The organism is Gemmiger qucibialis (assembly GCF_027689445.1).
GTDB lineage: Bacteria > Bacillota > Clostridia > Oscillospirales > Ruminococcaceae > Gemmiger > Gemmiger qucibialis.
The window spans coordinates 213,657-239,052 of sequence record NZ_JAQFEN010000003.1; the positions used below are offsets into that span (position 1 = coordinate 213,657).

General features: G+C 52.8%; 26 protein-coding genes and 2 pseudogenes. All 28 read left to right on the forward strand.

Annotated elements, in window-relative coordinates:
- Nucleotides 1-7 precede the first annotated feature (7 nt).
- Nucleotides 8-535, forward strand: a complete 528-nt coding sequence (locus PG062_RS07505) for a hypothetical protein (protein WP_002304315.1) — start codon at nt 8-10, stop codon at nt 533-535.
- Between the two features lie 54 nt (nt 536-589).
- Nucleotides 590-1,231 (forward strand): DUF3846 domain-containing protein, encoded by a 642-nt coding sequence (locus PG062_RS07510; RefSeq protein WP_002588969.1) that lies wholly within the window; start codon nt 590-592, stop codon nt 1,229-1,231.
- A gap of 10 nt (nt 1,232-1,241) precedes the next feature.
- Nucleotides 1,242-1,553, forward strand: a complete 312-nt coding sequence (locus PG062_RS07515) for a DUF5720 family protein (protein ID WP_002304317.1) — start codon at nt 1,242-1,244, stop codon at nt 1,551-1,553.
- A 36-nt stretch (nt 1,554-1,589) separates the two neighbouring features.
- On the forward strand, nt 1,590-2,072 hold the full coding sequence (locus PG062_RS07520) for a PcfB family protein (RefSeq protein ID WP_002304320.1): 483 nt from the start codon (nt 1,590-1,592) through the stop codon (nt 2,070-2,072).
- A pseudogene (locus tag PG062_RS07525) lies at nt 2,072-3,025 on the forward strand (type IV secretory system conjugative DNA transfer family protein); the annotation flags it as partial. The gene PG062_RS07520 and the pseudogene PG062_RS07525, both read left to right, overlap by 1 nt.
- Before the next feature lie 90 nt (nt 3,026-3,115).
- Nucleotides 3,116-3,361: pseudogene (locus tag PG062_RS15890) on the forward strand (recombinase family protein); the annotation flags it as partial.
- Between the two features lie 153 nt (nt 3,362-3,514).
- Nucleotides 3,515-3,823, forward strand: a complete 309-nt coding sequence (locus PG062_RS07535) for a DUF6050 family protein (RefSeq protein WP_005934801.1) — start codon at nt 3,515-3,517, stop codon at nt 3,821-3,823.
- Nucleotides 3,824-3,949: 126 nt separating this feature from the next.
- A complete protein-coding gene (locus PG062_RS07540) occupies nt 3,950-4,198 on the forward strand; it encodes a hypothetical protein (protein ID WP_040650084.1) in 249 nt (82 codons plus the stop codon).
- The gene (locus PG062_RS07545; RefSeq protein ID WP_213541557.1) at nt 4,191-4,952 is read left to right on the forward strand and encodes a phage antirepressor KilAC domain-containing protein; all 762 of its coding nucleotides are present in this window, start codon (nt 4,191-4,193) and stop codon (nt 4,950-4,952) included. Before PG062_RS07540 ends, PG062_RS07545 begins: the two co-directional genes overlap by 8 nt.
- Nucleotides 4,949-5,854, forward strand: coding sequence for a DUF6017 domain-containing protein (locus PG062_RS07550; protein ID WP_270751810.1), 906 nt, complete (start codon nt 4,949-4,951; stop codon nt 5,852-5,854). The genes PG062_RS07545 and PG062_RS07550 overlap by 4 nt, the downstream gene beginning before the upstream one ends.
- Before the next feature lie 130 nt (nt 5,855-5,984).
- The gene (locus PG062_RS07555; RefSeq protein ID WP_270751811.1) at nt 5,985-6,476 is read left to right on the forward strand and encodes a PcfB family protein; all 492 of its coding nucleotides are present in this window, start codon (nt 5,985-5,987) and stop codon (nt 6,474-6,476) included.
- Nucleotides 6,473-8,242 carry a VirD4-like conjugal transfer protein, CD1115 family gene (locus tag PG062_RS07560; protein WP_270751812.1) on the forward strand — a complete coding sequence of 590 codons (1,770 nt, stop codon included), beginning with the start codon at nt 6,473-6,475 and terminating at the stop codon, nt 8,240-8,242. Before PG062_RS07555 ends, PG062_RS07560 begins: the two co-directional genes overlap by 4 nt.
- Before the next feature lie 134 nt (nt 8,243-8,376).
- The gene (locus PG062_RS07565) at nt 8,377-8,592 is read left to right on the forward strand and encodes a Maff2 family mobile element protein (protein WP_005934794.1); all 216 of its coding nucleotides are present in this window, start codon (nt 8,377-8,379) and stop codon (nt 8,590-8,592) included.
- 93 nt (nt 8,593-8,685) lie between these two features.
- Nucleotides 8,686-8,901, forward strand: coding sequence for a Maff2 family mobile element protein (locus PG062_RS07570; protein ID WP_005934794.1), 216 nt, complete (start codon nt 8,686-8,688; stop codon nt 8,899-8,901).
- A 39-nt stretch (nt 8,902-8,940) separates the two neighbouring features.
- Nucleotides 8,941-9,810 carry a VirB6/TrbL-like conjugal transfer protein, CD1112 family gene (locus tag PG062_RS07575; protein WP_005934793.1) on the forward strand — a complete coding sequence of 290 codons (870 nt, stop codon included), beginning with the start codon at nt 8,941-8,943 and terminating at the stop codon, nt 9,808-9,810.
- A complete protein-coding gene (locus PG062_RS07580) occupies nt 9,800-10,414 on the forward strand; it encodes an MT-A70 family methyltransferase (RefSeq protein ID WP_456298752.1) in 615 nt (204 codons plus the stop codon). The genes PG062_RS07575 and PG062_RS07580 overlap by 11 nt, the downstream gene beginning before the upstream one ends.
- Nucleotides 10,383-10,763: a PrgI family protein gene (locus PG062_RS07585; RefSeq protein WP_256292780.1), complete on the forward strand. Its 381-nt coding sequence runs from the start codon at nt 10,383-10,385 to the stop codon at nt 10,761-10,763. Before PG062_RS07580 ends, PG062_RS07585 begins: the two co-directional genes overlap by 32 nt.
- A gap of 1 nt (nt 10,764) precedes the next feature.
- A complete protein-coding gene (locus PG062_RS07590; protein ID WP_270751850.1) occupies nt 10,765-13,164 on the forward strand; it encodes a VirB4-like conjugal transfer ATPase, CD1110 family in 2,400 nt (799 codons plus the stop codon).
- Between the two features lie 15 nt (nt 13,165-13,179).
- Complete coding sequence (locus tag PG062_RS07595) at nt 13,180-13,773, forward strand: nitrogen fixation protein (RefSeq protein ID WP_270751813.1); 594 nt, start codon at nt 13,180-13,182, stop codon at nt 13,771-13,773.
- Nucleotides 13,774-13,814: 41 nt separating this feature from the next.
- Entirely contained in the window at nt 13,815-14,801 is a 987-nt protein-coding gene (locus tag PG062_RS07600; RefSeq protein WP_270751814.1) for a DNA-methyltransferase, read from the forward strand.
- Entirely contained in the window at nt 14,801-17,005 is a 2,205-nt protein-coding gene (locus PG062_RS07605) for a C40 family peptidase (protein WP_270751815.1), read from the forward strand. The genes PG062_RS07600 and PG062_RS07605 overlap by 1 nt, the downstream gene beginning before the upstream one ends.
- 16 nt (nt 17,006-17,021) lie before the next feature.
- Nucleotides 17,022-17,258: a DUF4315 family protein gene (locus tag PG062_RS07610; protein ID WP_270751816.1), complete on the forward strand. Its 237-nt coding sequence runs from the start codon at nt 17,022-17,024 to the stop codon at nt 17,256-17,258.
- Nucleotides 17,251-18,030, forward strand: a complete 780-nt coding sequence (locus PG062_RS07615; protein ID WP_119191145.1) for a DUF4366 domain-containing protein — start codon at nt 17,251-17,253, stop codon at nt 18,028-18,030. Before PG062_RS07610 ends, PG062_RS07615 begins: the two co-directional genes overlap by 8 nt.
- Complete coding sequence (locus PG062_RS07620; RefSeq protein ID WP_270751817.1) at nt 18,027-20,096, forward strand: DNA topoisomerase 3; 2,070 nt, start codon at nt 18,027-18,029, stop codon at nt 20,094-20,096. The genes PG062_RS07615 and PG062_RS07620 overlap by 4 nt, the downstream gene beginning before the upstream one ends.
- A 12-nt stretch (nt 20,097-20,108) precedes the next feature.
- Nucleotides 20,109-21,998, forward strand: coding sequence for a DUF3849 domain-containing protein (locus tag PG062_RS07625; RefSeq protein ID WP_333559393.1), 1,890 nt, complete (start codon nt 20,109-20,111; stop codon nt 21,996-21,998).
- A gap of 12 nt (nt 21,999-22,010) precedes the next feature.
- A complete protein-coding gene (locus PG062_RS07630; RefSeq protein WP_270751818.1) occupies nt 22,011-23,204 on the forward strand; it encodes a MutS N-terminal domain-containing protein in 1,194 nt (397 codons plus the stop codon).
- A gap of 1 nt (nt 23,205) precedes the next feature.
- Nucleotides 23,206-23,421, forward strand: coding sequence for a transposon-transfer assisting family protein (locus PG062_RS07635; protein WP_008396825.1), 216 nt, complete (start codon nt 23,206-23,208; stop codon nt 23,419-23,421).
- Between the two features lie 13 nt (nt 23,422-23,434).
- Nucleotides 23,435-25,195, forward strand: coding sequence for an antirestriction protein ArdA (locus tag PG062_RS07640; protein WP_270751819.1), 1,761 nt, complete (start codon nt 23,435-23,437; stop codon nt 25,193-25,195).
- The last annotated feature ends 201 nt before the right edge of the window (nt 25,196-25,396 follow it).

A 25,396-nucleotide genomic window follows, 5' to 3' on the forward strand; every position in this document is an offset into this window, starting at 1 on the left:
GTAAAAAATGTTTACACCCAAAAACATTCAGGGCGCTTTGGAAGAACTCTACGACCTTTGCGATCCTGATTATATGGTAGATATGCTCGTAAACTACAGTGAGGAGTTCGATGATATTTCTCCTGCGCTTCTGGCAAAGTCGTTTCAGAAAAATGCCGAGATGATTAGCGAGTATCGAGTATTGTCCTCTGCTGGTGAGGGTATCGACTATCAGGGAAAGGTACTTCTGAACAGCAGAGCCGTGCGGCTTCTGTCCTATGTAGAAGATATGAGCGGCGATGAAAAAGTTCGCACGATTCAGAGCAAGGAGCTGTGGTTAGCAGAAGATATGACATTCTATGTGGTGTCCTGTATGTCTACGATCACGATGGACAAGGAAGAAGCCATTTGTCTTAACGAACACCGCAGCGTGGTTACTACGGTGGAATGCGAGGACGATATTTTCTTCGACATGGGTTCCCTGATTTGCGAACTGGACGATATTTGCTTGTTCGAGCTTTTAGCCGATGTGGATGCGACTATTTATGAACTGTAACAGGTTCATGGATGGTCGCTTTTCTTATTTCCAAAGAAACGGAGGTATCGAAACTTGAAAGAATACGATGTGAAGATCACCGAAACCTTGGAGAAAACGGTTACGGTGCAAGCAGAATCTCACGATGCGGCAGAGGAACAGGTTAGAGCCGCTTATTACAATTCGGAGTACATTCTGGACTCCGAAAACTTTACCGGTGTTGCGTTCGGCACGACCGAGGAACGGGAGGTTCAGAAAGAACAGGCAGATACCATGAATGTGTTGCTGGTAAAGCCGTTCATGTATCCGCAGGCTGTGCAGATCGGCTGTGAGCTGGAGGATTTGCAGAAAGCCGTAGGTGGCGATATTGAGGCAACTTATCCGTTCAATGAGCCGGTTGCACTGGTGATGCACGACGAAGGTAAACTCGTAGGCAAAGAACTGAACCGTGCGCTGCGTGATGATGACGGCGATATTTATGACATTATCGCCGGTGATTTTCTGGTTGTGGGATTGGGCGAGGATGATTTTTGTTCTCTGTCCCCGGAACTGATGAAGCAGTTTGAGGAACACTTTCATCAGCCTGAGACTTTTGTACGCATGGGGCGCAGCATTATGGCGCTTCCCCTGCCGGATGACATGGTGAAGAAAGAAGATGCACCTGTCAAAGCTGATTCGGTTCCCCACAAAAGTAACCCTGACCGAGATGTTCTGTAAGGAGGTTCTTATGCAAAGAAATTCGACGATTGGAGAGCTGATGGAGCGAAAGCGGATTCAGGATGGTGCCAAGGAGTACCAGGGACATACCTATATGGACTTGGCACGATTTGATGACGCCACCAAGCACATGATTATTTTCGATGTGCTGACCGATGAATCGCCTGTCGGTTGGAAAGGCGAAAGAAATCGCCTGTATTTGAGCGATGTGGGTTATCAGAAGGCTCTGGATAACCAGAAAGCTGGCAATATCAAGATTATCAGCCATGCCGCAGTTGCCAAGGGCAATCTGTATTACGACCACAGAGATATGGCACGATAATCTGTTCACTCTACTGCTTGCAGGAGGTGATGAATCATGCAGGAAGAAGTTGAAAACAGAACAGTAAACCTGGCGATCAGCACAACCAAGCTGACGGGGCGCACTATCATTGCCGGTATCCGCAAGTATTTGCAGCACCGGGAAAAAGTGAAGATGAAAAAGGCACGAGACCCTGCCGTTCATGGAAAGCAATCCGTGAAACAGCTTTTGGGACAGAATCAGGGTGCTACGAATGTTGAGATCGACAAAGAGAGTATCCGTGATTTTGAAAAGCTCGCCAAGAAGTATGGCGTGGACTTTGCCGTAAGAAAAGATAAGTCCGTTGATCCTCCCCGGTTTCTTGTTTTTGTCCGTTCTAAAGATGCAGATGCTTTGGATGCAATCTGCAAGGAACATCAGGCAAGGGCATTAACCAAGAATGAAAAGCCGAGCGTTCTGGCGCAGCTGAAGAAGTTCAAGGAAATTGTCGCAGCGATTCCGAAGAAGGTTCGAGAGAAGAAACAGGAGCGTGATCTGTGATGGATAAGAGAAAAATGAAAAAGCTCCTGATTCTGAATTTACCGTATTTTCTGGTAGGGTTGTTCGCTACGAATTTAGGAGAAGCATGGAGATTGGCTGAGGGGGCAGATTCATCTGCGAAAATCCTCAGCTTTTTTCATGCCCTTCCGATAGCCCTGAACAATCCGTTTCCCAGCTTTCACCCGTTGGATTTGCTGATTGGTATTCTCTGCGGCGCAGGACTTCGGCTGGCTGTCTATCTAAAAGGCAAAAACGCAAAGAAGTACCGACACAATGTTGAGTACGGTTCTGCTCGTTGGGGAACGGCAAAAGATATTGAGCCGTTTATTGCACCAAAGTTCGAGGACAATGTGATCCTGACGAAAACGGAGCGGCTGATGATGAGCAATCGCCCGAAGAATCCTGCCAATGCCCGAAATAAGAATGTTCTGATTATCGGCGGTTCGGGTTCCGGTAAAACTCGCTTTTGGTTGAAGCCAAACCTTCTCCAGATGCACAGTTCCTATGTGGTCACTGACCCGAAAGGCAGCATCGTGATTGAGTGCGGCAACGCCCTTTTGAAGCATGGCTACACCATCAAGATTTTCAACACCATCAACTTTCAGAAGTCGATGCACTATAACCCATTTGCCTATATCCATTCAGAAAAAGACATTCTGAAACTGGTGACAACGCTGATTGCCAACACAAAGGGTGATGGAAAAGCCGGTGATGAGTTCTGGACGAAGGCGGAAACGCTGCTCTACTGTGCCTTGATCGGATATATCCACTATGAAGCTCCGGTTGAGGAACAGAATTTCTCCACCCTGATTGAGTTCCTGAACGCAATGGAGGTGCGGGAAGATGATGAGGAGTTCCAGAACCCGGTGGATCTGATGTTTGAAGCCCTGGAAAAGAAAAAGCCGAATCACTTTGCAGTCCGTCAGTATAAAAAATACAAGCTGGCTGCCGGTGATATATGCTCTAAGTGACTTCTTAATCATGATTTTGTCATGGTTAGTGAAGCAATCACTTAGAGCATTTTTGTTTCAGGAGGTACAGCCATGAGAAATGAAAAAATTACCCCACTGTACGAGCGCCTGAGTCGGGACGATGAGTTACAGGGCGAGAGCAATTCCATATCCAACCAAAAGCAGATGTTAGAGGATTTTGCCCTCCGGAACGGGCTGCCCAACCCTACGCACTTTACCGATGATGGTATCTCAGGCACCCGTTTTGACCGCCCCGGATTTTTGGCGATGATGGAGGAAGTGGAGGCAGGGCGTGTAGAGGCAATCGTCATCAAGGATTATTGTGCGATAATAGGACTAAATCAGAAAGACCTTGAAAATCAAGGCATTCTGGCTTAGTCCCTTCTTTTTTTGACCGAAAACAAAGGACTTTCACAATAATCAAGCAAGCCGGAGGGTGCTGCTGCACACTTCCGGCAGAAGGAGGATATAGTGGGTGCTATCAAAGTCTTCTTGAAGGAGGTTCTGCTTCCAATCGCGCTTGCGTTCTGCCTCGCGTCATTTCTCAAGCCGATCTATATGCCTGACGGCGTATGTGACTACTTCCTTATGTGGATCTGCGTCGGCTTGCCATTCGGCATCCGGAGGATGTGCCTCTGGCTCGTTCCCAGCGGCTACGGTATCTCCGGCTCAGTCGGCATCTTCGCATTGAACTTAATCATAGGCGGTCTTATCGGAGGACTTGCCTTCTTCATCGGGCTGCTGCTCGGTGTCATTCATACCATCCGAGAAATCATCTGAACTACATCGTAAACGAAGAGGGTTTGTTTCTTCTCCAATTTGGAGTAAGAAGCAAGCCCTCTTTTTTTGTTGCCCAAAAGCCGCAATATTTGCTGGCGATGCGGCGAAAGAAAGGAGTTTTTAAGCATGAAACGCATGACAGCCGGTGATCTGCAAGCACTGGAATTGCTGATGCAGACCACACCCGGCTTTGAGCATTATGACAGCGGTGTGGATGGCATTCTCCCTGAGTGCCGAAGCTGCCGCTTTCATCGTCCCTTCTGGAAATATCAGTCCTGCGTGTTTGCGGAGTGTCCCTACTGCTGCAATCCCGTTTCAACCCTCAAAAATCAAAGTGGCACATCTGATGCCGGAAAGGAAGCCAGTCATGGATAACAAAATCGAAATCTTCAAGAATGAACAGTTTGGTGAGGTAAGAACGATCCTCGAAGGAGAAAAAGTTCTGTTCTGTGCAGCAGATGTTGCAAAGGCACTCGGTTACACCAACCCGAACAAGGCGGTCAACGACCATTGCAGGGCTATAACGAAACGTTCTACCCCTATCAGCGGGAAAGTTCAGAGTATCAACTTCATCCCGGAAGGAGACGTTTATCGGCTAATTATTCGCAGCAAACTTCCTGCGGCTGAAAAGTTTGAACTGTGGGTATTTGATGAGGTCATTCCTACCATTCGCAAGACCGGCGGCTACATGACGGACTCCCTTCTGGAACGCATTCAGAAGGAACCTGCGGTCATTGTGGAGTTTGCTCAGGCGTTGATTCTGGAAAAGAATCGTGTGAAGGCTCTTGAGTGTGAGCTGAACACGGCGAAGCCCAAAGCCGATTACTACGACGCCTTCATCAATCCGGATGACTGCACCAATATCCGAACGACGGCGAAGGAACTGAAAATCCCGGAGCGCAAGTTCGTCCAGTTCCTTCTCAGAGAGAAGTACCTGTTCCGATCTCCCTCCGGTCAGCTTCTTCCCTACAACAAGGACAGCAACGCCGGACTGTTCATCGTCCGCGATTTTGTGACGTACTGCTACACCGGTTCTCAGACCTACTTCACGCCGAAGGGCAAGGAGGTCATCCGAATGAAGTTCCAGAAAAAGTGTGCCGAAGAGCTGCTTCCCAAGATGGCAAGGTGATTTTCGTGGCAGTCTATCGCGTAAACAAGAATCGTGGCTATACGGTCATGGCGAACTTCCACCTTCGAGACAAGAGCCTGTCACTCAAGGCAGTCGGTCTTCTCTCAAAGATGCTCTCGTTCAATGATGGCTGGAAGTTCTCAACCAAGGGGCTTTCCGCAATCTGCAAGGAAGGTCCGGATGCCATTCTTTCCGCGCTCCGTGAGCTTGAGACACACGGCTACCTCGTCAGGCACCGGCAAAGAGACGGTAAAGGCAGGATGAGCAGCACAATCTTTGAGATATACGAAGAGCCGCAGGAGTCCACGCCAGAACGGGAAATGCCACACACGGAAAATCCATGTGTGGAGAAGCCGGATGTGGATAATCCACACGGGGATAAGTCCGCACAAATAAATACTGATCAAGTAATTACTCAAGAAAGAAATACTCTCTCAAAGAACTATCAATCCATCAATCTTGATGTGATGGACAGGATGGATGAGCGAAGCGAGTATGAAGAGATTATCAAAGAGAATCTTGACTACAACATTCTCTGTCAGGATCCGAAGTTCGATAAAGACCGCTTCCGGGAGATCATGGACATCATGCTGGATGCCGTCTGCTCTACCGCTCCGACCATCCGTATCAATGGCGAGGATATGCCGCAGCAAGTGGTTAAGTCCCGCTTTCTCAAGCTGAATAGCAGCCACATAGAGTACGTTCTGGAAGCAATGAGCAAGAACCCGTCAGACATCCGTAATATCCGGGCGTACCTGTTGACCGCTCTGTATAACGCCTCTCTGACGATAGACAATTACTACTCCGCCCTCGTCAACCATGATTTCTACGGGCAGGACAGATCGGCAGGGTCAAAGAAGCCGAAGTCCTACGATTATAGCCTTTGTGAAGACACTCTTTAATGAATACCATCGTGAGCAATGCTCGGAAAGGAGGACAGTGTAAATGAAAATCATCTATCGTCGGATTGTGCCGCCTTAGCTTCGGCAGCAGTCCCCATAATCATTCCAACGAAAGGAGGTAAACGCCGCAATGCAGGATGAAGTCAACACCAAAGTTGTTGCAATCATGATCAAGGGCGGCAAAATCTCAGCCGAGGTGCTGAAAAAGGCGCTGGACAAGTTCGTGCAGGAGATTGAGAAGGCGCAGAAGCAGATGCAGCAGCCCAAAACCTATCGCGGCAAGCAGTCCATCAAGCATCTGATGAGCCAGAACGCCGCCATCTCCAACATCGAAGTGACGGATGGCAATATCAAGTCCTTTGAGCGGACTGCCAGCAAATACGGTCTGGACTTTGCGCTCAAGAAGGACGTTTCCGTAGAACCGCCCAGCTATCTTGTCTTCTTCAAGGGGCGGGACGTTGATGTGATGACCGCCGCGTTCAAGGAGTTTTCCACTAAGACGGTCAAGCAGAAGGAACAGCCGTCCATCCGGCACAAGCTGGATCAGGAGAAAGCCCAAAGCAAGGCGCAGCACAAGGAGAAGGTCAAGGTTAAAACCAAGGATCGGGGTGTGGAGCTGTGAACAAACCCGATGTGAAGAAGCTCGTTCTTCTGAACCTACCGTATGTCTTCGCCTTCTACTTTGCGGATAAGATCGCCGCCGTGTTTCGTCTCGCTCCCGGCACGGAGTTCATCGACAAGCTGACAAACGGCTTTGCCGTGTTCGGCTCTGCCTTTGCAAATCCGCTGCCCAGCTTTCATCCCATCGATCTGATCATCGGTCTGATTGCCGGTGCGTTGCTCAAGCTGGCGGTCTACGTCAAAGGCAAGAACCGCAAGAAGTTCCGGCAGGGCGAAGAATACGGATCTGCACGATGGGGTAAGCCGGAGGACATCAAGCCGTACATGGACCCGGAGTTCTCGAACAACGTCATTCTGACGCAGACGGAGTTCCTGACCATGAACAGCCGCCCGAAGCAGCCGAAGTACGCCAGAAACAAAAATATCCTTGTCATCGGCGGTTCCGGCTCAGGCAAGACGCGCTTTTTCGTAAAGCCAAACCTGATGCAGATGCACAGTTCATACGTTGTCACCGACCCGAAGGGTACGGTGCTGGTAGAGTGCGGCAAGATGCTCGAAAAGGGCGGCTATGTCATCAAGTCGCTGAACACCATCAACTTCAGGAAATCCATGCACTACAACCCGTTCAGCTACATCCGCAGCGAGAAGGACATCCTCAAGCTGGTCAATACGATCATCGTCAACACGAAGGGAGATGGCGATAAGTCCGGCGAAGATTTCTGGGTCAAGGCGGAAAAGCTCTACTACACAGCTCTCATCGGCTACATCTGGTACGAGGCACCCGACCACGAGAAAAACTTTACTACCCTGCTCGAAATGATCAATGCCTCAGAAGCCAGAGAGGACGATGAGACATTCAAGAACCCGGTGGATGTCATGTTCGATGAGCTGGAAGCCCGCGACCCTGACCACTTTGCGGTCAAGCAATACCGCAAATACAAGCTGGCGGCGGGCAAAACCGCCAAGTCGATTTTGATTTCCTGCGGTGCAAGGCTTGCGCCCTTCGACATCGCAGAGCTGCGGGAACTGATGAGCTACGATGAGATGGAGCTGGACACAATCGGAGACCGGAAGACGGCGCTGTTCGTCATCATTTCCGATACCGATGACACCTTCAATTTCGTCGTGGCAATCATGTATTCCCAGCTCTTCAACCTTCTCTGCGACAAGGCAGATGACGTTTACAACGGACGGCTTCCCGTTCATGTACGCTGTCTGCTGGACGAGTTTGCAAACATCGGTCAAATCCCGAAGTTTGATAAGCTCATCGCAACCATCCGAAGCCGGGAAATTTCGGCGTCAATCATCTTGCAGTCCCAGTCTCAGCTCAAGACCATCTACAAGGATGCGGCGGACACCATCACGGGCAACTGTGACTGCACCCTTTTCCTCGGCGGCAAGGAGAAATCCACGCTCAAGGAAATCAGCGAGGTGCTGGGCAAGGAGACAATCGACCTTTACAACACCTCAGAAACCCGTTCCAACAACAACTCCTATGGCTTGAATTATCAGAAAACCGGCAAGGAACTGATGTCTCAGGATGAGATCGCCGTCATGGACGGAGCCAAGTGTATTTTGCAGCTTCGAGGCGTGAGACCTTTTCTCAGTAACAAATACGACATTACGAAGCATCCAAAGTACCGGCAGCTCTCCGACTATGACAAGCGGAACGCCTTTGACATCGAGAAATACCGGCAGCACAAGCTGGTGGTCAAGCCCGATGACACATTCGACCTCTATGATATGGGCGAGGTCGATGCAGATTAAAGCCCCGTCGCTGCACTGCGCAGTGGGTAAAGCCTGATGGCTCATCCCAAAGCAGAACAGCGACGGGGCTTCTTTTTTTATGCCCATTTTCAAAAATACACAACCAATCTTTTTCAAATCAAGGAGGAAAATCTATGGCTTTCATCAATCAGGCTGTCACGGTTCTTCAGACGCTCGTTATCGCCCTCGGTGCCGGTCTCGCAGTGTGGGGTGTTGTCAACCTCATGGAAGGCTACGGCAACGACAACCCCGGCGCTAAGTCTCAGGGCATCAAGCAGCTCATGGCTGGCGGTGGTGTGGTGCTGATCGGCACGACCCTCATCCCTCTGCTCTCCGGTCTGTTCGGTTAATCCGGCAGCCGCGCAGAAGCAACCATCGGGGCGGGTGCGGAAAAGGCACTTGCCCCTCACAATTCACCAACGATTTAAGGAGGAAATTCAAGTATGGCATTTATCAATCAGGCAGTTACGGTTCTCCAGACGCTTGTTATCGCCCTCGGCGCAGGTCTTGCGGTGTGGGGTGTTGTCAACCTCATGGAAGGCTACGGCAACGACAACCCCGGCGCTAAGTCTCAGGGCATCAAGCAGCTCATGGCTGGCGGCGGTGTGGTGCTGATCGGCACGACCCTCATCCCCCTGCTCTCCGGTTTGTTCGGCTAATCCACGGCAAGCCCAGCTTAACCGAAGGGTGGTGAAATATTGGGCAGCATTTTAGAAAAGATCGAACAGGCTCTCAAGGATATGCTGATCGGATGGATCGAGAGCAACCTGACCAATATGTTCACCGATGTCAACGAGAAGGTAGGAACGATTGCCGCCGAGGTCGGTCAAACTCCGTCCGGCTGGAACGGCGGCGTGTACCAGATGATCCGGGGACTATCCGAAAACGTGATAGTCCCCATCGCTGGTATCATCATCACCTTCGTTTTGTGCTACGAGCTGATTTCCATGATCACCGAGAAAAACAACCTTCATGACATGGACACTTGGATGTTCTTCAAGTGGTTTTTCAAGGCGGCTGTGGCGATCTACCTCGTGACGCACACCTTTGACATCGTGATGGCAGTATTCGACATCGGGCAGAATGTAGTTTCCGGTGCAGCCGGTGTCATTCACGGCAACACGAGCATTGACATTGACGCGACGATTGCGCAGATGCGTACCGGCATGGAGAACATGGGCGTCGGAGAACTGCTCGGACTGTCGATAGAAACTCTTCTGATCAGCTTGTGCCTCAAAATCATGGCGATCCTCATTACGGTCATTCTCTACGGGCGCATGATTGAGATTTACTGCACCGTGAGCATTGCGCCTATTCCCATCGCAACCATGAGCAACCGCGAATGGGGCAGCATCGGCACGAATTATCTGAAAGGCTTGTTCGCTCTGGCATTTCAGGGCTTCCTCATCATGGTCTGTGTCGGCATCTATGCGGTGCTGATCAACGGCATGATCATCGCAGACAACATTCACTCGGCTCTGTTCTCTGTGGCAGCGTACACGGTTATTCTGTGCTTCTCGCTGTTCAAGACCGGAAGCCTCGCAAAATCCATTTTCCATGCGCACTAAGGAGGGCGGCAGCATGAAGAAGTACAGCATCATCTACGCCGATCCCCCTTGGGCGTATCGGACTTACTCCAAGAAGGGACAGGGACGGTCGGCAGAAAGCCACTACCCGACAATGTGCATTGAGGACATCAAGGCGCTTCCGGTTGGTGAGCTTGCCGCGAAGGACTGCGCTCTGTTTCTCTGGATCACGTTCCCGTGCCTCTGTGAAGCACTCGAAGTGCTGACGGCATGGGGATTTTCTTATAAGACCGTGGCTTTTGTATGGGTGAAGCAAAACCGCAGGAACGATGATCTCTTCACCGGCATGGGGTATTGGACAAGGGCGAATGCCGAAATCTGCATCCTTGCCACGAAGGGACACCCGAAGCGAGTTGACGCCGGTGTGCGTCAGGTCATCCTCAGCCATATCGAAGAGCATTCCAAAAAACCGGATGAAGCGCGGGAGCGCATTGTCCGGCTCATGGGAGACCTTCCCCGCGTAGAGCTTTTTGCCCGTCAGTCTCCCGAAGGCTGGGACGTTTGGGGCAACGAGGTCGAATGCAGCATTACTCTTGGAAAGGAGGAAACAGTCAATGGCATTTGTTCCGGTTCCGAAGGATCTTAACCGCGTCAAAACGAAGGTCATGTTCAACCTGACCAAGCGGCAACTCATTTGTTTTTCCATCGCTGCGGCGGTCGGCGTCCCGATCTTCTTTCTGGTGAAGGCGCATCTCGACTTGTCTACGGCGGCAATGCTGATGGTGGTGATCATGCTCCCGTTCATCTTCTTCGCGCTTTACGAGAAGGACGGTCAGCCCGCCGAAAAGTATCTGTACCACATCGTACAGTCCATGTTCATCCGGGACAAGGTGCGTCCCTATCGCACAAACAATCTCTACGCTGAAATTCAGCAGAAAATCAAAGAACAGGAGGAATTGCAGCTTGAACAACAGCACAGCAAAGGCAAAGCCTAAGATGACCGTCAAAAACGGCGTCGTTTACGGCGATGCCCTTTCCGCTCAGGAAAAGAAGCGGATCGTCATGCAGAAGAAAAAGGACAGAAAGGCAAAGAAAGTCCGCAAGTCCGCCCAGCAGACCATTCCCTATGTGGAAATGTGCCGCGACGGTATCTGCAAGGTGAACAGCCGCCTCTACACGAAGTCCATCGCCTTTGAGGACATCAACTACCAGCTTGCGCAGAACGAGGACAAAACTGCCATCTTTGAGAACTGGTGCGACTTTCTGAACTACTTCGACAGCTCGATCTTCGTCCAGCTCTCCTTCATCAATCAGAAGGCAAGCCTCAATGAGTTCCGCAAGCGCATCAACATTCCGGCACAGGAGGACGCCTTCAACGACATCCGCTCCGAGTATTCCGGAATGCTGCAAAGCCAGCTCACCAAGGGCAACAACGGACTGGTCAAGAAGAAGTACATCACCTTCGGCGTTGAGGCGGACTCCCTCCGCACGGCAAAGCCGAAGCTCGAACGCATTGAAACCGACATTCTCAACAACTTCAAAACCCTCGGTGTGAGAACCGAGCCGCTGTCCGGCTACGAGCGGCTGAAAGTGCTTCATGACGTGTTCAACATGGACACCAATGAGCCGTTCCGCTTTTCCTTTGACATGGTAGCCCGGACGGGACTCAGCACGAAGGACTTCATCGCGCCCACTTCCTTTGACTTCCGTGAAGGCAAGTGCTTCAAGATGGGCAGAACCATCGGCGCGGTGAGCTTTCTCCAAATCCTCGCGCCGGAACTCAATGACCGTATGCTTGCCGACTTCCTTGAGATGGACAGCAACATCACGGTCAATTTTCATATCCGGACGATTGACCAGGCGAAGGCAATCAAGAGCATCAAGATGAAGATCACCGACCTCGACAAGATGAAGATCGAAGAGCAGAAAAAGGCAGTCCGCTCCGGCTACGATATGGACATCATCCCGTCCGATCTCGCCACCTTCGGCGGTGAGGCAAAGCGTCTGTTGCAGGATCTCCAGACCCGCAACGAGAGACTGTTCCTTGTGACCATCCTCATCATGAACACGGCAACCAATCGCCAGAAGCTCGAAAACGCGGTGTTCCAAACCGCCGCCATTGCCCAAAAGTATAACTGTGCGCTCAAGCGTCTTGACTTCCAGCAGGAGGAAGGGCTGATGTCCTCTCTGCCTATCGGCGTCAATCAGGTGGAGATTGAGCGCGGACTGACCACTTCCAGCACGGCGGTTTTCGTGCCGTTCACCACGCAGGAGCTTTTTCAGGGCGGCGAAGCTCTCTACTACGGGCTGAACGCGCTGTCCAACAACATGATCATGGTTGACCGCAAGCAGCTCAAAAACCCCAACGGGCTGATCTTGGGTACACCCGGTTCCGGTAAGTCCTTCTCCGCAAAGCGCGAAATGACGAACGCCTTCCTCATCACGGAGGATGACATCATCGTCTGCGATCCCGAAGCCGAGTATTTCCCCCTTGTGCAGAAGCTCGGCGGTCAGGTCATCCGCATCTCGCCGGTCAGCACGGACTACATCAATCCGCTGGACATCAACACGAACTACTCCGAAGAGGAAAACCCGCTGACGCTGAAATCCGACTTCATTCTCTCCATGTGCGAGCTGATTGTCGGCGGCAAGGACGGCTTGCAGCCGGTTGAGAAGACCATCATTGACCGCAGCGTCCGCATGGTCTATCAGGAGTTTCTTGCCGATCCGAAGCCGGAGAAAATGCCGATCCTCGAAGACCTCTACAACATTCTGAGAAATCAGAAGGAGCCGGAGGCACAGCGCATCGCAACCGCCCTTGAAATCTATGTTCACGGCTCTCTGAACGTCTTCAATCACAGAACGAATGTGGATGTCAACAACCGCTTCGTCTGCTATGACATCCGAGAACTCGGCAAACAGCTCAAAAAGCTCGGTATGCTGATCGTGCAGGATCAGGTGTGGAACAGAGTTACCATCAACCGTGCCCAGCACAAGGCAACGCGCTACTACATGGACGAGTTCCACCTTTTGCTGAAAGAGGAACAGACCGCTGCGTATTCCGTTGAAATTTGGAAGCGTTTCAGAAAATGGGGCGGCATTCCGACCGGCATCACGCAGAACGTCAAGGATCTGCTTGCGTCCCGCGAGGTAGAGAATATCTTTGAAAACTCGGATTTTGTCTACCTTCTGAATCAGGCGTCCGGCGACCGGCAAATTCTCTCGAAGGCGCTGAACATCTCGCCCAGCCAGCAGAACTACATCACCAATTCCAATGCCGGTGAGGGACTGATCTTCTACGGCTCGACCATTGTTCCCTTCAAGGACGATTTCCCGAAGGACACCCAGCTCTACCGCATCATGACCACCCGTTTAGAAGAAACCGTACAGAACTAAGGAGGATTTTTGAATATGAACAACAAGATGATTACCATTCCCTACGCGGACGCTATCGAATACGGAGAGAACACCTCCGCGCTGTTTAAGGCTCTGTGGGAGCTGACCGATCTGATCCGACTGGAAAGCGATCTCAAGAAGCATCACCGCGCCTACCTCCATGTGAGGGAGGACATTGACGAAAAGGTCAAGGAGGCACGTCAGATTATGACCAAGGTATCTGTGGATATGATCGGTTTCTACTTCAAGGTTGATGTTCCCAAGTGCAGCAACAGCGATGAGAATACCCCTTTCACTGACGCGGCGGATGATGAAACCGTATCTATCCCCAAGGATGAGTATGAGCTGATGATCGACGATCTGCTCACGATGTCCGAAATCATCCAGTGCGTCGCAGATATGCGCACGCAGGATATGAGGGCAATCCGCGAGTTCGGCAAGCTCGTCCCCGCCTTCGCTGCCTTTGAGAAGAACCGCCTGAGCCTCTATCGTGAGGCGGCGAAGGAAGCCGAGGAAATCTTCGACCGTTGGGCAGACGAGATTGACGATCTCGACGAGGACTTCATGGAAGATGAGGACTATGAGCCGGACGAGTATTACTCCGACTGATGCCCATTGAAATGTTGTCGGGTTTTGCAGCCAACACTTCAATGGAAACGCAAATCCAACAGAATAGGAGGTACACCACCATACAACTTGACATCATTCATACCGGCGATTGCCTTGAAATCCTGAAAACTCTGCCCGATGACAGCGTTCATTGCTGTGTGACATCCCCGCCTTATTATGCGCTCCGTGATTACGGCATGGATGCTCAGATCGGCAGAGAGACAACGCCGAAGGAATACATCTCGCGCCTGACGGAAGTGTTTACCGAAGTCAGGCGCGTTTTGCGTCCGGATGGAACGCTCTGGCTGAACATCTCGGACACCTACGCCGGAAAGGGCAATCAGGGCGATTTCATTGACCCGAAGAACCCCAACGGCAGAAACGGTCAGGCTGTGGCTCTCAACAACAAGGTTGAGGGCTGCAAGCCGAAGGACATGATCGGCATTCCGTGGATGCTGGCTTTTGCCCTCCGCGATACCGGCTGGTATCTGCGCAACGACATCATCTGGATGAAGGATAACCCCATGCCGGAGAGTGTGAAAGACCGGTGCGCCCGCTGCTATGAGCATATTTTCCTGTTCTCAAAGTCCAAGAAGTATTTCTTTGACTACAAGGCGATCTCCGAACCGATTGCCCCCGCAACGGCAGAACGCCTCAAGCGCGGCATGAAGGGCGGCAACAAATACGGCAAACCCGTTCCCGGTCAGCCTCAGCCACAGTCCATCAACCGCCCGCGTGAACACGGGGAAATCAAGGATGGTGACATCAATCCGCTCCGCAACAAGCGCGATGTCTGGAAGATCAACACCGTTCCCTTCAAGGGTGGTCACTATGCCGCCTACCCTCCGAAGCTGGTTGAGACCTGTCTTCTCGCCGGTTGTCCCGAAGGCGGTATTGTGCTTGATCCCTTCATGGGGAGCGGCACAACCGGCATGGCTGCTTCGCAGATGGGGCGTCATTTTGTCGGCATCGAGCTGAATCCGGCGTACACCGAGCTTGCCTACAAGCGGATTGGAGGTGAAATCTGATGTCCAAGGAACCGGAACTTAAAGCCCGTGACAAGGTAGTCGTGCGGATGACGCGGGAAGGCGCGGTTGAGGAAAACCTGACGGCTGGCACCGAGCAGCGTGTGTCAAAGCGGCTGGAAGATGCAGAGCTGGTGAAGCCCGCTGAGACAGCAGAACCTTCCGAAGCTCTTTCTGCGGAGGAACAGAAAAAGGTGCAGATGCGCCGTCAACAGCGTCAGTTTCAGGTGGAACACGCCGAGGATAACGACACACAGCCGCCCTCGGAAACGTCCGTCACAGAAGAGAAAAGGGCAGAAAATCCACCCCAGAATGTAACTGAACCGCTGCCCTCGGAAACGGCGTTCAAGCCTCCTGCTTTGGAGCAGCACGGCGTTTCTTCGCACACCGGCACGGTGATTGCCGAAACGGTTGTTACGCACAAGCTGCGCAAGACCTCTGCGGTTGAAGCCGTGGATGCAGACACCGTTCTCTCTCAAGCGGCGGAGACTGCCTCCGCAAAGCCGGTCTCGGACGATGCCGTCCCGCCCACGAAGCGGATGCAGAAGCTCGAAAGGAAGTCCGAGAAGGCGCATGAACGTCTGGATGCCGCCCGTGAAAAGCTGACCACGCACAAGGTTCTCAAGAAAGAGCGCGTCTTTGATGAAGAGACCGGAAAGGGCAAAACCCGCCTTCATTTTGAGGATGAGCTGAAAAAGCCCAAGGGCAAAGGCAAGCTGCAATTTGAGGCAGATAAAACCGTCCGCAAGGTCGGGGACACCCTCGCTTCCGGCATTCACGGCAAAATCCATGAGTTCGAACAGGAAAACTCGGCGGTTGAGGCGGCGCATAAAACAGAGATTGCCGCTGAGACTGCCGCTCGGCATTTCAGTCATCATCGGGAAAACAGCGTCAACAAGCCTTATGAGAAGGTTTCTAAGCTGGAACACAAGGCGGATGCTGCGGATGCGAAGCTCCAATATGAAAGAAATCAGCAGGAGCATCCTGAGATGAAGAAGCAGAACATGAACAAACACTATCAGAAGCAGAACATCAAGAAGGAATATGCCGCCGCTCGAAATGCCGGTTCTCAGTCCGCCGGAACTGCCACAAAGAATACCGGCAAGAAGCTCGGTGAAAAGGTGTCCGACAAGATCAAGGAGTTCTTTGAGAAAAACAAGAAGGTCTTCATCTGGATCGGCGTCGGAGTTGCCCTTCTCGTTTTGCTCGGTGCCGGAATCAGCTCGTGTTCGATGCTCACCTCTACCGGCTCGTCGGTTATCGCTTCCTCTTATCTCAGCGAGGATGACGCGATGCTCGGCGCGGAAGCGCAGTATTGCCGGATGGAGCAAGAGCTGCAACGCTATCTCGACACCTACGAAAGCACCCACGACTACGACGAATACCATTTCGATCTGGATGACATCGAGCATGACCCCTATGTGCTGATCTCCATTCTCTCGGCTCTCCACGAGGGTGAGTTCACGCTGGATGAGGTGCAGGGTACGCTTCAAATGCTGTTTGAAAAGCAGTACATCCTCACCGAAGAGGTCATCGTCGTAACCAGATACCGCACGGAGACCGACACATGGACGGACGCAGACGGCAATACGCACACGGAAACCTATCGCGTCCCGTATGACTACTACATCTGCAACGTGAAGCTCGAAAACTTCAATCTCTCCCATGTCCCGGTCTACATCATGTCTCAGGAACAGCTTTCCATGTATGCGACGTATATGTCGGTGCTGGGCAACCGCGAGGATCTGTTCGGTGACTCTCCCTATGTGGACAAGTACATCACAAATCCTCCCGCCGACTACGATGTCAACCCGGAATACCTGAACGATGAGAAGTTTGCGACGCTGATTACCGAGGCGGAAAAGTATCTCGGCTATCCGTATGTGTGGGGCGGCTCCAATCCCGACACGTCCTTCGACTGCTCCGGCTTCGTCAGCTACGTTCTCACGAACAGCGGTCTCGTGAATACCGGGCGGCTGGGCGCACAGGGGCTTTACAACGTCTGTACGCCGGTTTCAAAGGCGAATGCACAGCCCGGTGATCTTATCTTCTTTGTTGGAACGTATGACACCCCCGGTGTGTCTCACGTCGGCATCTACGTTGGTGATGGGGTCATGATCCACTGCGGCGATCCCATTCAGTACACATCCATCAACTCTTCCTATTGGCAGCAGCATTTCTACGCCTTCGGAAGACCCGCCTATTAAAAGAAAGGAGTTTTGCATGAATCCCAAGTATCAGAAGGTCCTCTCTGACATTGAGAAGGCTGAAAAGAAAAAGACCGAAATCGAAGGACAGCTCAAGGAGCTGTATGACAAGAAGACAGAGCTGGAAAACCTTGAAATCATCAATACTGTGCGCTCTATGGTGATGGACAAGGATCAGATCATGGCGTTCCTGTCTTCCATGAAGGGCGGCACCAAGCCCACTGAAAATACGGAGGTAATCGACAATGCGTAAGAAGTTTCGTTTTCTGACCGTCCTTGTGGTCTGCGTCATGGTTCTGTCCTGCTTCTCGGTGACGGCGTTTGCCTACGCCGATGATACCGAGCAGAACCTCCCCGTCACGGAGGCAACCCAGCCGGAACAGCAGCCCGCAGTCACTCCCGCGCCGGAAAAGCCGAAGGGTGAGCCGATTGACGATGAGGGCAACGCCTACACCCGCGACTTGCTCTATGACAGGGCAACCAACAAGCAGTTCATCACAGTCCAGACGAAGAGCGGCAATACCTTCTTCATTGTCATCGACTACGATGCGCCGATCAACGAAGACGAGGAACAGTATCAGACGTACTTCCTGAACATGGTCGATGAAAGCGATCTGCTTGCGCTGCTGGACGAAGATACTGCGGCTGCTCTGACTACCTGTAACTGCAAGGAGAAATGCGCTGCCGGTCAGGTCAACACAGACTGCCCGGTCTGCAAGACCAACATGAGCGAATGCAACGGCACAGCCCCCGTTACACCTGAGCCGGACAAGGATGCGGAAACCGATGTCCCCGCCCCTAAACCCGAAAAGAAATCCAACATCGGCATGATCCTCGTCATCTTTGCCCTTGCCGGTGCTGCGGGTGCAGCCTATTACTACATCAAGTTCGTCAAGGGCAGAAAGCCCAAGGACGAGGATCTGGACTTCTTCGACGATGAAGGCTACGAGGAAGAGCCGTACATCAACGAGGATGAAGAGCCGCAGATCGCGGAGGATGCTGAAACGGATGGTGATGAAGATTGATCTTAGTCATTGCTGAAAAGCCCAGCGTTGCCCAGTCCATCGCAAAGGTTCTGGGCGCAACGTCCCGAAAGGACGGCTATATGGAGGGCGGCAATTACATCGTTTCGTGGTGCTTCGGTCATCTGGTGGAGCTGGCAGACGCCAGCTCCTACGATGAGCGGTATGCCAAGTGGCGGTATGACGATCTGCCCATTGTTCCGGAAAACTGGATGTTTGAGGTCACGAAGGATAAAGCCCAGCAGTTCAAGGTGCTGTCCGCTCTCATGAAGGACAAGCGCGTCACCGAGCTGGTCTGCGCAACCGATGCAGGACGCGAGGGTGAGCTGATCTTCCGGCTGGTCTACGACAAAGCCGGATGCACCAAGCCCTTCAAGCGTCTGTGGATCAGCTCATTGGAGGACTCCGCCATCCGCGAAGGCTTCAACCATCTCCGGGACGGCAAGGAATATGACCGCCTCTATGAAGCGGCACTCAGCCGCTCGAAGGCAGACTGGATTGTCGGTATCAACGGCACCCGCCTGTTCACCACGCTCTATCACAAGAAGCTGGTGGTCGGGCGCGTCCAGACGCCGACCCTTGCAATGCTGGTGGAGCGTGACGGGAAAATCTCCACGTTCCAAAAGGAGAAGTATTTCAACGTCCACGTCGGCAAGGGCGATCTGACCGCCGATCTGGAAAAGGTCAAAACCGAAGAGGAAGCAAAAAGAATTGCGGCGGCTTGCGAGAAAAAGCAAGCCGTCGTTTCTTCTCTCAAGCGGGAGACGAAAACCGCCAATCCTCCGAAGCTCTATGATCTGACCACTTTGCAGCGTGAGGCAAACCGATACTACGGCTTCACTGCCCAGCAGACGCTCGATCTCGTTCAGACACTTTACGAAAAGAAGCTCCTGACCTATCCGCGCACGGACAGTCAGTTCATCACGGACGATATGGAGGACACTGCCCGTCAGGTCATTTCCATCGTCTGCCGCCAGCTTCCGCTTTTTTCCGGCGTTTCAATCACTCCGGACATTGCCCGCGTAACCGACAACAGCAAGGTCACAGATCACCATGCCATTCTCCCGACCGTCCAGCTCGAAAAGCAGGATGTTTTCGCGCTTCCTCAGCCGGAGCAGAAAATCCTCAATCTTGTCGGGATGCGCCTTCTGTGTGCGACCGGCGAGAAGCACACCTACGCAGAAACGCAGATCACGCTCTCCTGCGAGGGCTATGCGTTCAAAGCCAAGGGCAAAACCGTCGTTCAAAACGGATGGAAAGCCATCGAAGAGCTGTTCAAGGCATCTCTCAAGACGAAGGAAAAGGATGGTCCCATGAAGTTCCTGCCCGAAGTCCATGAGGGCGATGTTCTGGATAGTGTGTCCGCCAGTGTCACCGAACACTTCACAACGCCTCCGAAGCAGTACACGGAAGACACGCTCCTGTCTGCGATGGAGACTGCCGGAAACGATCAGTTCGACGATGACACCGAGAAGAAAGGTCTCGGCACTCCCGCAACCCGCGCCGGTATCATTGAAAAGCTGGTGAAATCCGGCTTTGCAGAGCGTAAAGGCAAATCCCTCATTCCCACGAAGGACGGCTGCAACCTCGTCTGCGTCCTGCCGGAACAGATTACGTCTCCCGCAATGACGGCGGAATGGGAAAACACGCTCATGGAGATTGAGCGCGGCAATGCAGATGCGGACGCCTTCCTCAGCGGCATTGTCCGGATGACCGGGGATCTCGTGAAAGCCTATCCCTTCCTCTCCGATGCCGAAGCCCAGCGTTTCGGCACGGGCAAGGAGGAAATCGGCAAATGCCCCCGCTGCGGCTCTCCGGTCTACGTCGGCAAGGGCAATTTCTACTGCTCGAACAAGGAATGCTCCTTCTGCCTGTGGGAAGACAACAAGTTCTTTTCCAGCAAGAAAAAGAAGCTGACCAAGAAGATTGCAAAGGAACTGCTGGATAAGGGCTGGTGCCGCGTGACCGGGCTTTACACGCCGAAGAAGCCTCAGCTCTACGATGCGGTGATCCGTCTGGATGACAGCGGCGGCAAATACGTCAGCTTCAAGATGGAGTTTGATAAGTAAAGGAGGTAGCAAATGGCTGAAAACAAAAATGCACAGCAAGTCCGCGAGATTACGGACAAGCTGGAACAGGGCATCAAGGAGCTTTTTGAATCCGAGCGGTTCAAGGAATATCTCCGCACGATGTCCAAGTTCTACAACTATTCCTTCAACAACACGCTGCTCATTGCGATGCAGAAGCCGGAGGCAACCTATGTTGCCGGTTATACCTCGTGGCAGCGCAACTTTGACCGTCAGGTTATGAAGGGCGAAAAGGGCATCAAGATTCTTGCACCCGCGCCGTACAAGGCGCAGAAAGAGCGCGAGAAGATTGATCCTGTGACGCAGAAGCCGGTGATCGGTGCAGACGGAAAGACTGTCACGGAGACGGTTGAGGTTCTGCGTCCTGCCTTCAAGGTGGTCAGTGTCTTCGATGTTTCCCAGACGGACGGCAAGGAGCTTCCGGACATCATCGTCGATGAGCTGAAAGGCACCGTCGAAAACTACGAGGCGTTCTTCGACGCGCTCAGGCAGGAATCTCCCGTCCCCGTTTCCTTTGAGGACATTCCGGGCGGTGCAAAGGGATTCTTCTCTCCGGTTGAAAGCCGCATTGCCATTCAGGAGGGCATGAGCGAAATCCAGACGGTCAAAACCGCTATTCACGAGATCGCCCACGCAAAGCTCCACGCTGTAAAGCCGGACGAGAAAGCCGCACCCGAAGACAAGAAGGATCGGCATACCAAAGAGGTTGAGGCGGAAAGCGTAGCCTACACTGTCTGTCAGCGGTACGGCATTGAAACCTCGGACTACTCCTTCGGGTACATCGCCGGTTGGTCTTCCGGCAAGGAAACCAAGGAGCTGAAAAGCTCTCTGGACACCATCCGCAAGACGGCGGCTGAGATGATCGAGGGCATTGACGCCAAGCTCAAGGTGCTGCTGGCAGAGAAAGCACAGTCCGCAGAAATGGAAGTCGAAGCTCCCGTAAAGGAAACCGTTCCGGAGGAAAAGCCGGAAGTACCCATTTACCGCGAGACGGCGAATTACGCCTATGAAGCCGGTGAGCTGGAGTCATATCGTGCTTCTCTCGCCGCAAACGAGGAATGCCGCAGTGCGATTGAAGCGGCGATCAGCTCCAACTACGGAGATAACCGGCTGGATGCGGATGCTGCCGTGAAAAGCGTCCTTGAGCAGTTCTCTCCGGAGCGCGTCCGGTATGTCCTCGCAAACACCATTCAGCAGAAAGACTTTGACGGGCGCATTCCGCAGCCTCTCAAGGAGTGGGCAAAGAGCGTTGAAGTCTGCCCTGAGAATGCCTCCCGCTTCCTTGTGGATAAACCCAATCCCGGACTGACCGCTCTTTTCGTCGATGCGTTCCGTCAGCAGACCGAAGCTCAAAAGGAAGTCACTTCTGAGAAAACAGAGGAAAGAGACCCGGAGGTCGTTGCATGGGAGAATGATGAGATTACCTCTATTGAGGTAAAAACCGTGGAGGTCAAGCCTCCCGTTGTCCCCTTGCCGGAGGAAGCAGCGCAAGCACCGAAGGCACACCGTCTGACCGCCGAAGAGAAGGAAATCAAAGCCGCAGTCATGGACACGCTCAAGGGGCAGATTGCCTATAACAACGACGGAATGCGGGCGTCCTATCGCGCCTCTAACCACTCCTTCAATCTGCTGGCGCGGAACGGCGTCAAAATTGAGGGCAACACGGTCACGCAGAACGGTGAGCCGCTGTTCAAAATCCATCGCCGTCATGCGGCGAGGAAAACACAGGGCTGCTATCGTGAGCTGATGCCGACGCTGGAATACGTCAGGCAGGAGCAGAAGCAGGAAAAGCCCTCCATCCGCGATCAGCTCAGGACTGCCGCGAAAACGCAGCCGGAGAAGAAGCCCCCGGTCAAATCCAAAACACACGACATGGAGTTGTGAGAAAGGAGACGCATGAAGAAATACACAGACGTTGACATCGTTGCGGAGCTGCAGAAGCTCGTGGACAGTCATGTAGACAGCTACAAGGAAGACTTCGACATCGACAAGCGCATCATCCGCCGCGCTGCCGAAAGCCGGAATCCCGAAGAGAAAACGCTGATGTGGTTCTGCCGTCCGCATGGAACGCACTGCCTCAATGAAAATCAGGTCTTTATTCAGGGAACGCGAGATCACAACACCTTCCGTTTTTATGCGGAGCAGACCTACGACGAGTGCGTTGCCCGCGTCATTATCCCGAAAACCGTCAAGCACGGCAAGGTCTTCGGAGATGTCTTTGAGATCAACTACCGGGAACAGGCGGCAAATGTAGCGCAGAACTCGGTTGCGCCGGATCATGACCGGCTGACCTTTGCAGACGGCTATGTGCTGGACGCCCCCTGCCGCAGCAGCTTCGATGCAGCAATGGCTCTGGTCGGTGAGCATGGCGGCGTCAAAACCCACCAGACGCTCCCGAAGGACGCGGATGCTCTGGCGGAAGTGCTGTCCAAGCAGAAAAGCCGCCGTGACAGACTGCCGGAGGCAGAAAGGACAGAGGTACTATCGCCTCTGCCCGTTGCAGAACTCCGCAAGTACGAGGCAGTCAAAAAGGCTCATCCCGACGCGCTGGTTTGCTTTGCCCAGAATGGCTATTTTGAGCTGTACGGCAAGGACGCGGAAAAAGCCGCGCCCTTGCTCGGCACGAAGCTCCTTGAGAAGAAGGTGCGCGGCAAGCCCTCCATGCCGGTGACCGGCTTCCGTGAAACTGCGTGGGTAGCAGCATCAAAGAAGCTCTGGCAGTCCGGCGCGGATGTCTTTCTCAGCAAGGACGGCGAGACCTTTAAGGAACTCAAAGCCGCAGATTACATTCCTGTCGGCGCGACGCTGAATGTGGACGGGATCAAGTGCAAAATTGACGCGGTTGATTTTGCCGCTGATGAAGTCCGGCTGACCAACATCGAGGACAAGAACCGCCCCATCCGCTTTTCTGAGAGCATCCAGTATGTCCGCTCCTATGTGGAAGATGCCGGAACAGCCATCTACGACACCATCCCGAAGAAGCCCGCTGCCCGTGAATCCATCCGTGACAAACTGAAATCCGCACAGAAGGCACAGCCGCCTCACACACCGAAGCCGCAGAAATTGAAAGGAAAGGATATGGAACTCTGATATGAAAAACTTTACCGTGGAAGAAATCAACCTGATGTGCTGCTTCAATACGTCCAGCCGGAAGCGGCTGATCGACGATATGAAGAGCGTCACCCTGAACGACATGGACGGCGAGATCGCAGAGCTGATGTATAAGACCGTCCGGAAGCTCGAAGCCATGACCGACGCGGAGTTTGAGGAACTGTATATCATGCCGGACGGCATGGTAGATGACTGAAAGGAGGATGCCTATGCCCGTATTAGACGGTGATTTTGAAGCCTTCGTCACAAACCTTGGAAAATACAATGAAGGAATGCTGGTCGGTGAATGGGTCAAGTTCCCGACAACCGAAGAAGAGATGCAGAAGGTCTTTGAGCGCATCGGGATCGGCAAGCAGGATGAGTTCGGTCAGCCCTACGAAGAGTGGTTTATCACCGACTACGAATGCCCGATCTACGGCGTTCAGAAGATGCTTGGCGAGTACGAGAGCCTTGATAAGCTCAACTACCTCGCCGCCTTGATTGACGAGCTTTCCCTGAGCGATCAGGAAAAGCTCGTTGCCATTATGGAGGCTGGCTGCGATGAGGTCAGCGACATCGACGATCTCATCAACCTGACGTTCAATCTGGACTGCTACGACATCATGCCCGGTATCAACGACGAATATGACCTCGGCTATTACTATGCCAACGAAGCCGGTATCTACTCCGAAAAGGATCTCGGTCCTCTGGCAGACTACATCGACTATGAACGCTATGGTCACGACATCGCTTATGATGAACAGGGACGCTTCACCGATGAAGGCTATGTCCGCGTCGCAAGCGAACGCTGGGACAGACAGTTTAACGGTGAGCTGGACGATATTCCCGACGAATACCGGATCACCGGCTCAGGAGAAGCCGCCGAGCGTGACAGCACTATTGCAGTTCTCGTTGTTGAGCCGGGAAAGGAGCCTTATGTGAAGGAGATTGACTCCGGTCTGGAGTCCTTGCAGCATGAGGTCGGCGGCTGCATCGAGGCAATTTATCCCTACGAAGACCCGGTTGCCTTAGTCTGCAACGAGGAAGGCAAGCTGGAAGGTCTGCCCCTGAACCGCGCTCTGCGTGATGAGGACGGTGACATCTACGATGTTGTTGCCGGAACATTCATGGTGGTCGGCTTGACGGATGACAGCTTCGGCTCTCTGACCGTAGAGCAGATGCAGAAGTTCGCTGACCACTTCAAAGTGCCGGAGCAGTTTGTCAAGCTGGGCGATAAGATTGTGGCGATCCCCATGATCTCGAAGGAGCAGCAGAAGCAGGAAGCTACCGAGCAGAAGGACTTTGAGATGAATGCCGACACCTCCGGTCTGACGGTTGCCGGTCACATCGGGACGTGGCACACCATTGACCAGCGCGAAGTCGGCGGTCGCAGCTTTTATCTGATGGAGCATGATACCTACGGCGATGAAGCTGCCTGTATCATTGTCGATGAGCGCGGCAAGCTCGTCCTTGATGATGTCTACAACGGCTTTGACGATGACACGCTCCGCCTTCTCGACCTTGAGGTCAAGGAAGTGCCGGAAATGCCCGATCCCACGCTCTCCGTTCAGGATATGAAGGACTACGGCTACGCATGGGCTGGCGTTCTTCCTGCCGGTCAGGAGGCGGCTGAAAAGGCACTCGAAAAGGGCTGTGAGGTTTACCGGCTCTATTCGGATAACACCGAAGGCTTATGTGTGGATGCCAAGGAAATTGCCGACCATGCTGCAAAGGGCGGGATGCTCGGCATCAGTAAGGAAAGCTGGATGGCGGCACTTGAGAAGGAAAACTATCTCAAGTCGGCTGAGATGGCAATGGAGGATGATTACGGCATGATTGACGGGATCATCAACAACGGTCCGAAGGAAGATAAAGTCCCGGAGCGCAGCGAGAAGTCCTCTATCATGGATCGGCTCAAGTCCGCAAAAGCAGATCATCCTCCAAAGGAATGCCCTCCTAAGCAAAAGCACAAAGGAGAGATAGAGCTGTGAGCAAGAGTCAGAAGTGGAAGTTAGAATGGAGCTTCTATCTCGATACAGACGGGCGGCGCAAATACAATGATTTGTGCCGCCGCTGCATCCATTCCTGCAAGCAAAGTTTCAGGGCTGAAATCGTCAGATGTCCATGCTACATTTCCAAACGCAGCAGAGTAGACAGATAAGCCCGTTTTGTGTTGTGAAAAGGGTTGAAAA

Coding starts and splice junctions, on each gene's coding strand:
- PG062_RS07505 (WP_002304315.1), top strand. CDS start 8: ATGTTTACACCCAAAAACATTCAGGGCGCTTTGGAAGAACTCTACGAC.
- PG062_RS07515 (WP_002304317.1), top strand. CDS start 1,242: ATGCAAAGAAATTCGACGATTGGAGAGCTGATGGAGCGAAAGCGGATT.
- PG062_RS07520 (WP_002304320.1), top strand. CDS start 1,590: ATGCAGGAAGAAGTTGAAAACAGAACAGTAAACCTGGCGATCAGCACA.
- PG062_RS07540 (WP_040650084.1), top strand. CDS start 3,950: ATGAAACGCATGACAGCCGGTGATCTGCAAGCACTGGAATTGCTGATG.
- PG062_RS07545 (WP_213541557.1), top strand. CDS start 4,191: ATGGATAACAAAATCGAAATCTTCAAGAATGAACAGTTTGGTGAGGTA.
- PG062_RS07555 (WP_270751811.1), top strand. CDS start 5,985: ATGCAGGATGAAGTCAACACCAAAGTTGTTGCAATCATGATCAAGGGC.
- PG062_RS07565 (WP_005934794.1), top strand. CDS start 8,377: ATGGCTTTCATCAATCAGGCTGTCACGGTTCTTCAGACGCTCGTTATC.
- PG062_RS07570 (WP_005934794.1), top strand. CDS start 8,686: ATGGCATTTATCAATCAGGCAGTTACGGTTCTCCAGACGCTTGTTATC.
- PG062_RS07580 (WP_456298752.1), top strand. CDS start 9,800: ATGCGCACTAAGGAGGGCGGCAGCATGAAGAAGTACAGCATCATCTAC.
- PG062_RS07585 (WP_256292780.1), top strand. CDS start 10,383: ATGGCATTTGTTCCGGTTCCGAAGGATCTTAACCGCGTCAAAACGAAG.
- PG062_RS07590 (WP_270751850.1), top strand. CDS start 10,765: ATGACCGTCAAAAACGGCGTCGTTTACGGCGATGCCCTTTCCGCTCAG.
- PG062_RS07595 (WP_270751813.1), top strand. CDS start 13,180: ATGAACAACAAGATGATTACCATTCCCTACGCGGACGCTATCGAATAC.
- PG062_RS07600 (WP_270751814.1), top strand. CDS start 13,815: ATGGAAACGCAAATCCAACAGAATAGGAGGTACACCACCATACAACTT.
- PG062_RS07605 (WP_270751815.1), top strand. CDS start 14,801: ATGTCCAAGGAACCGGAACTTAAAGCCCGTGACAAGGTAGTCGTGCGG.
- PG062_RS07610 (WP_270751816.1), top strand. CDS start 17,022: ATGAATCCCAAGTATCAGAAGGTCCTCTCTGACATTGAGAAGGCTGAA.
- PG062_RS07615 (WP_119191145.1), top strand. CDS start 17,251: ATGCGTAAGAAGTTTCGTTTTCTGACCGTCCTTGTGGTCTGCGTCATG.
- PG062_RS07625 (WP_333559393.1), top strand. CDS start 20,109: ATGGCTGAAAACAAAAATGCACAGCAAGTCCGCGAGATTACGGACAAG.
- PG062_RS07630 (WP_270751818.1), top strand. CDS start 22,011: ATGAAGAAATACACAGACGTTGACATCGTTGCGGAGCTGCAGAAGCTC.
- PG062_RS07635 (WP_008396825.1), top strand. CDS start 23,206: ATGAAAAACTTTACCGTGGAAGAAATCAACCTGATGTGCTGCTTCAAT.
- PG062_RS07640 (WP_270751819.1), top strand. CDS start 23,435: ATGCCCGTATTAGACGGTGATTTTGAAGCCTTCGTCACAAACCTTGGA.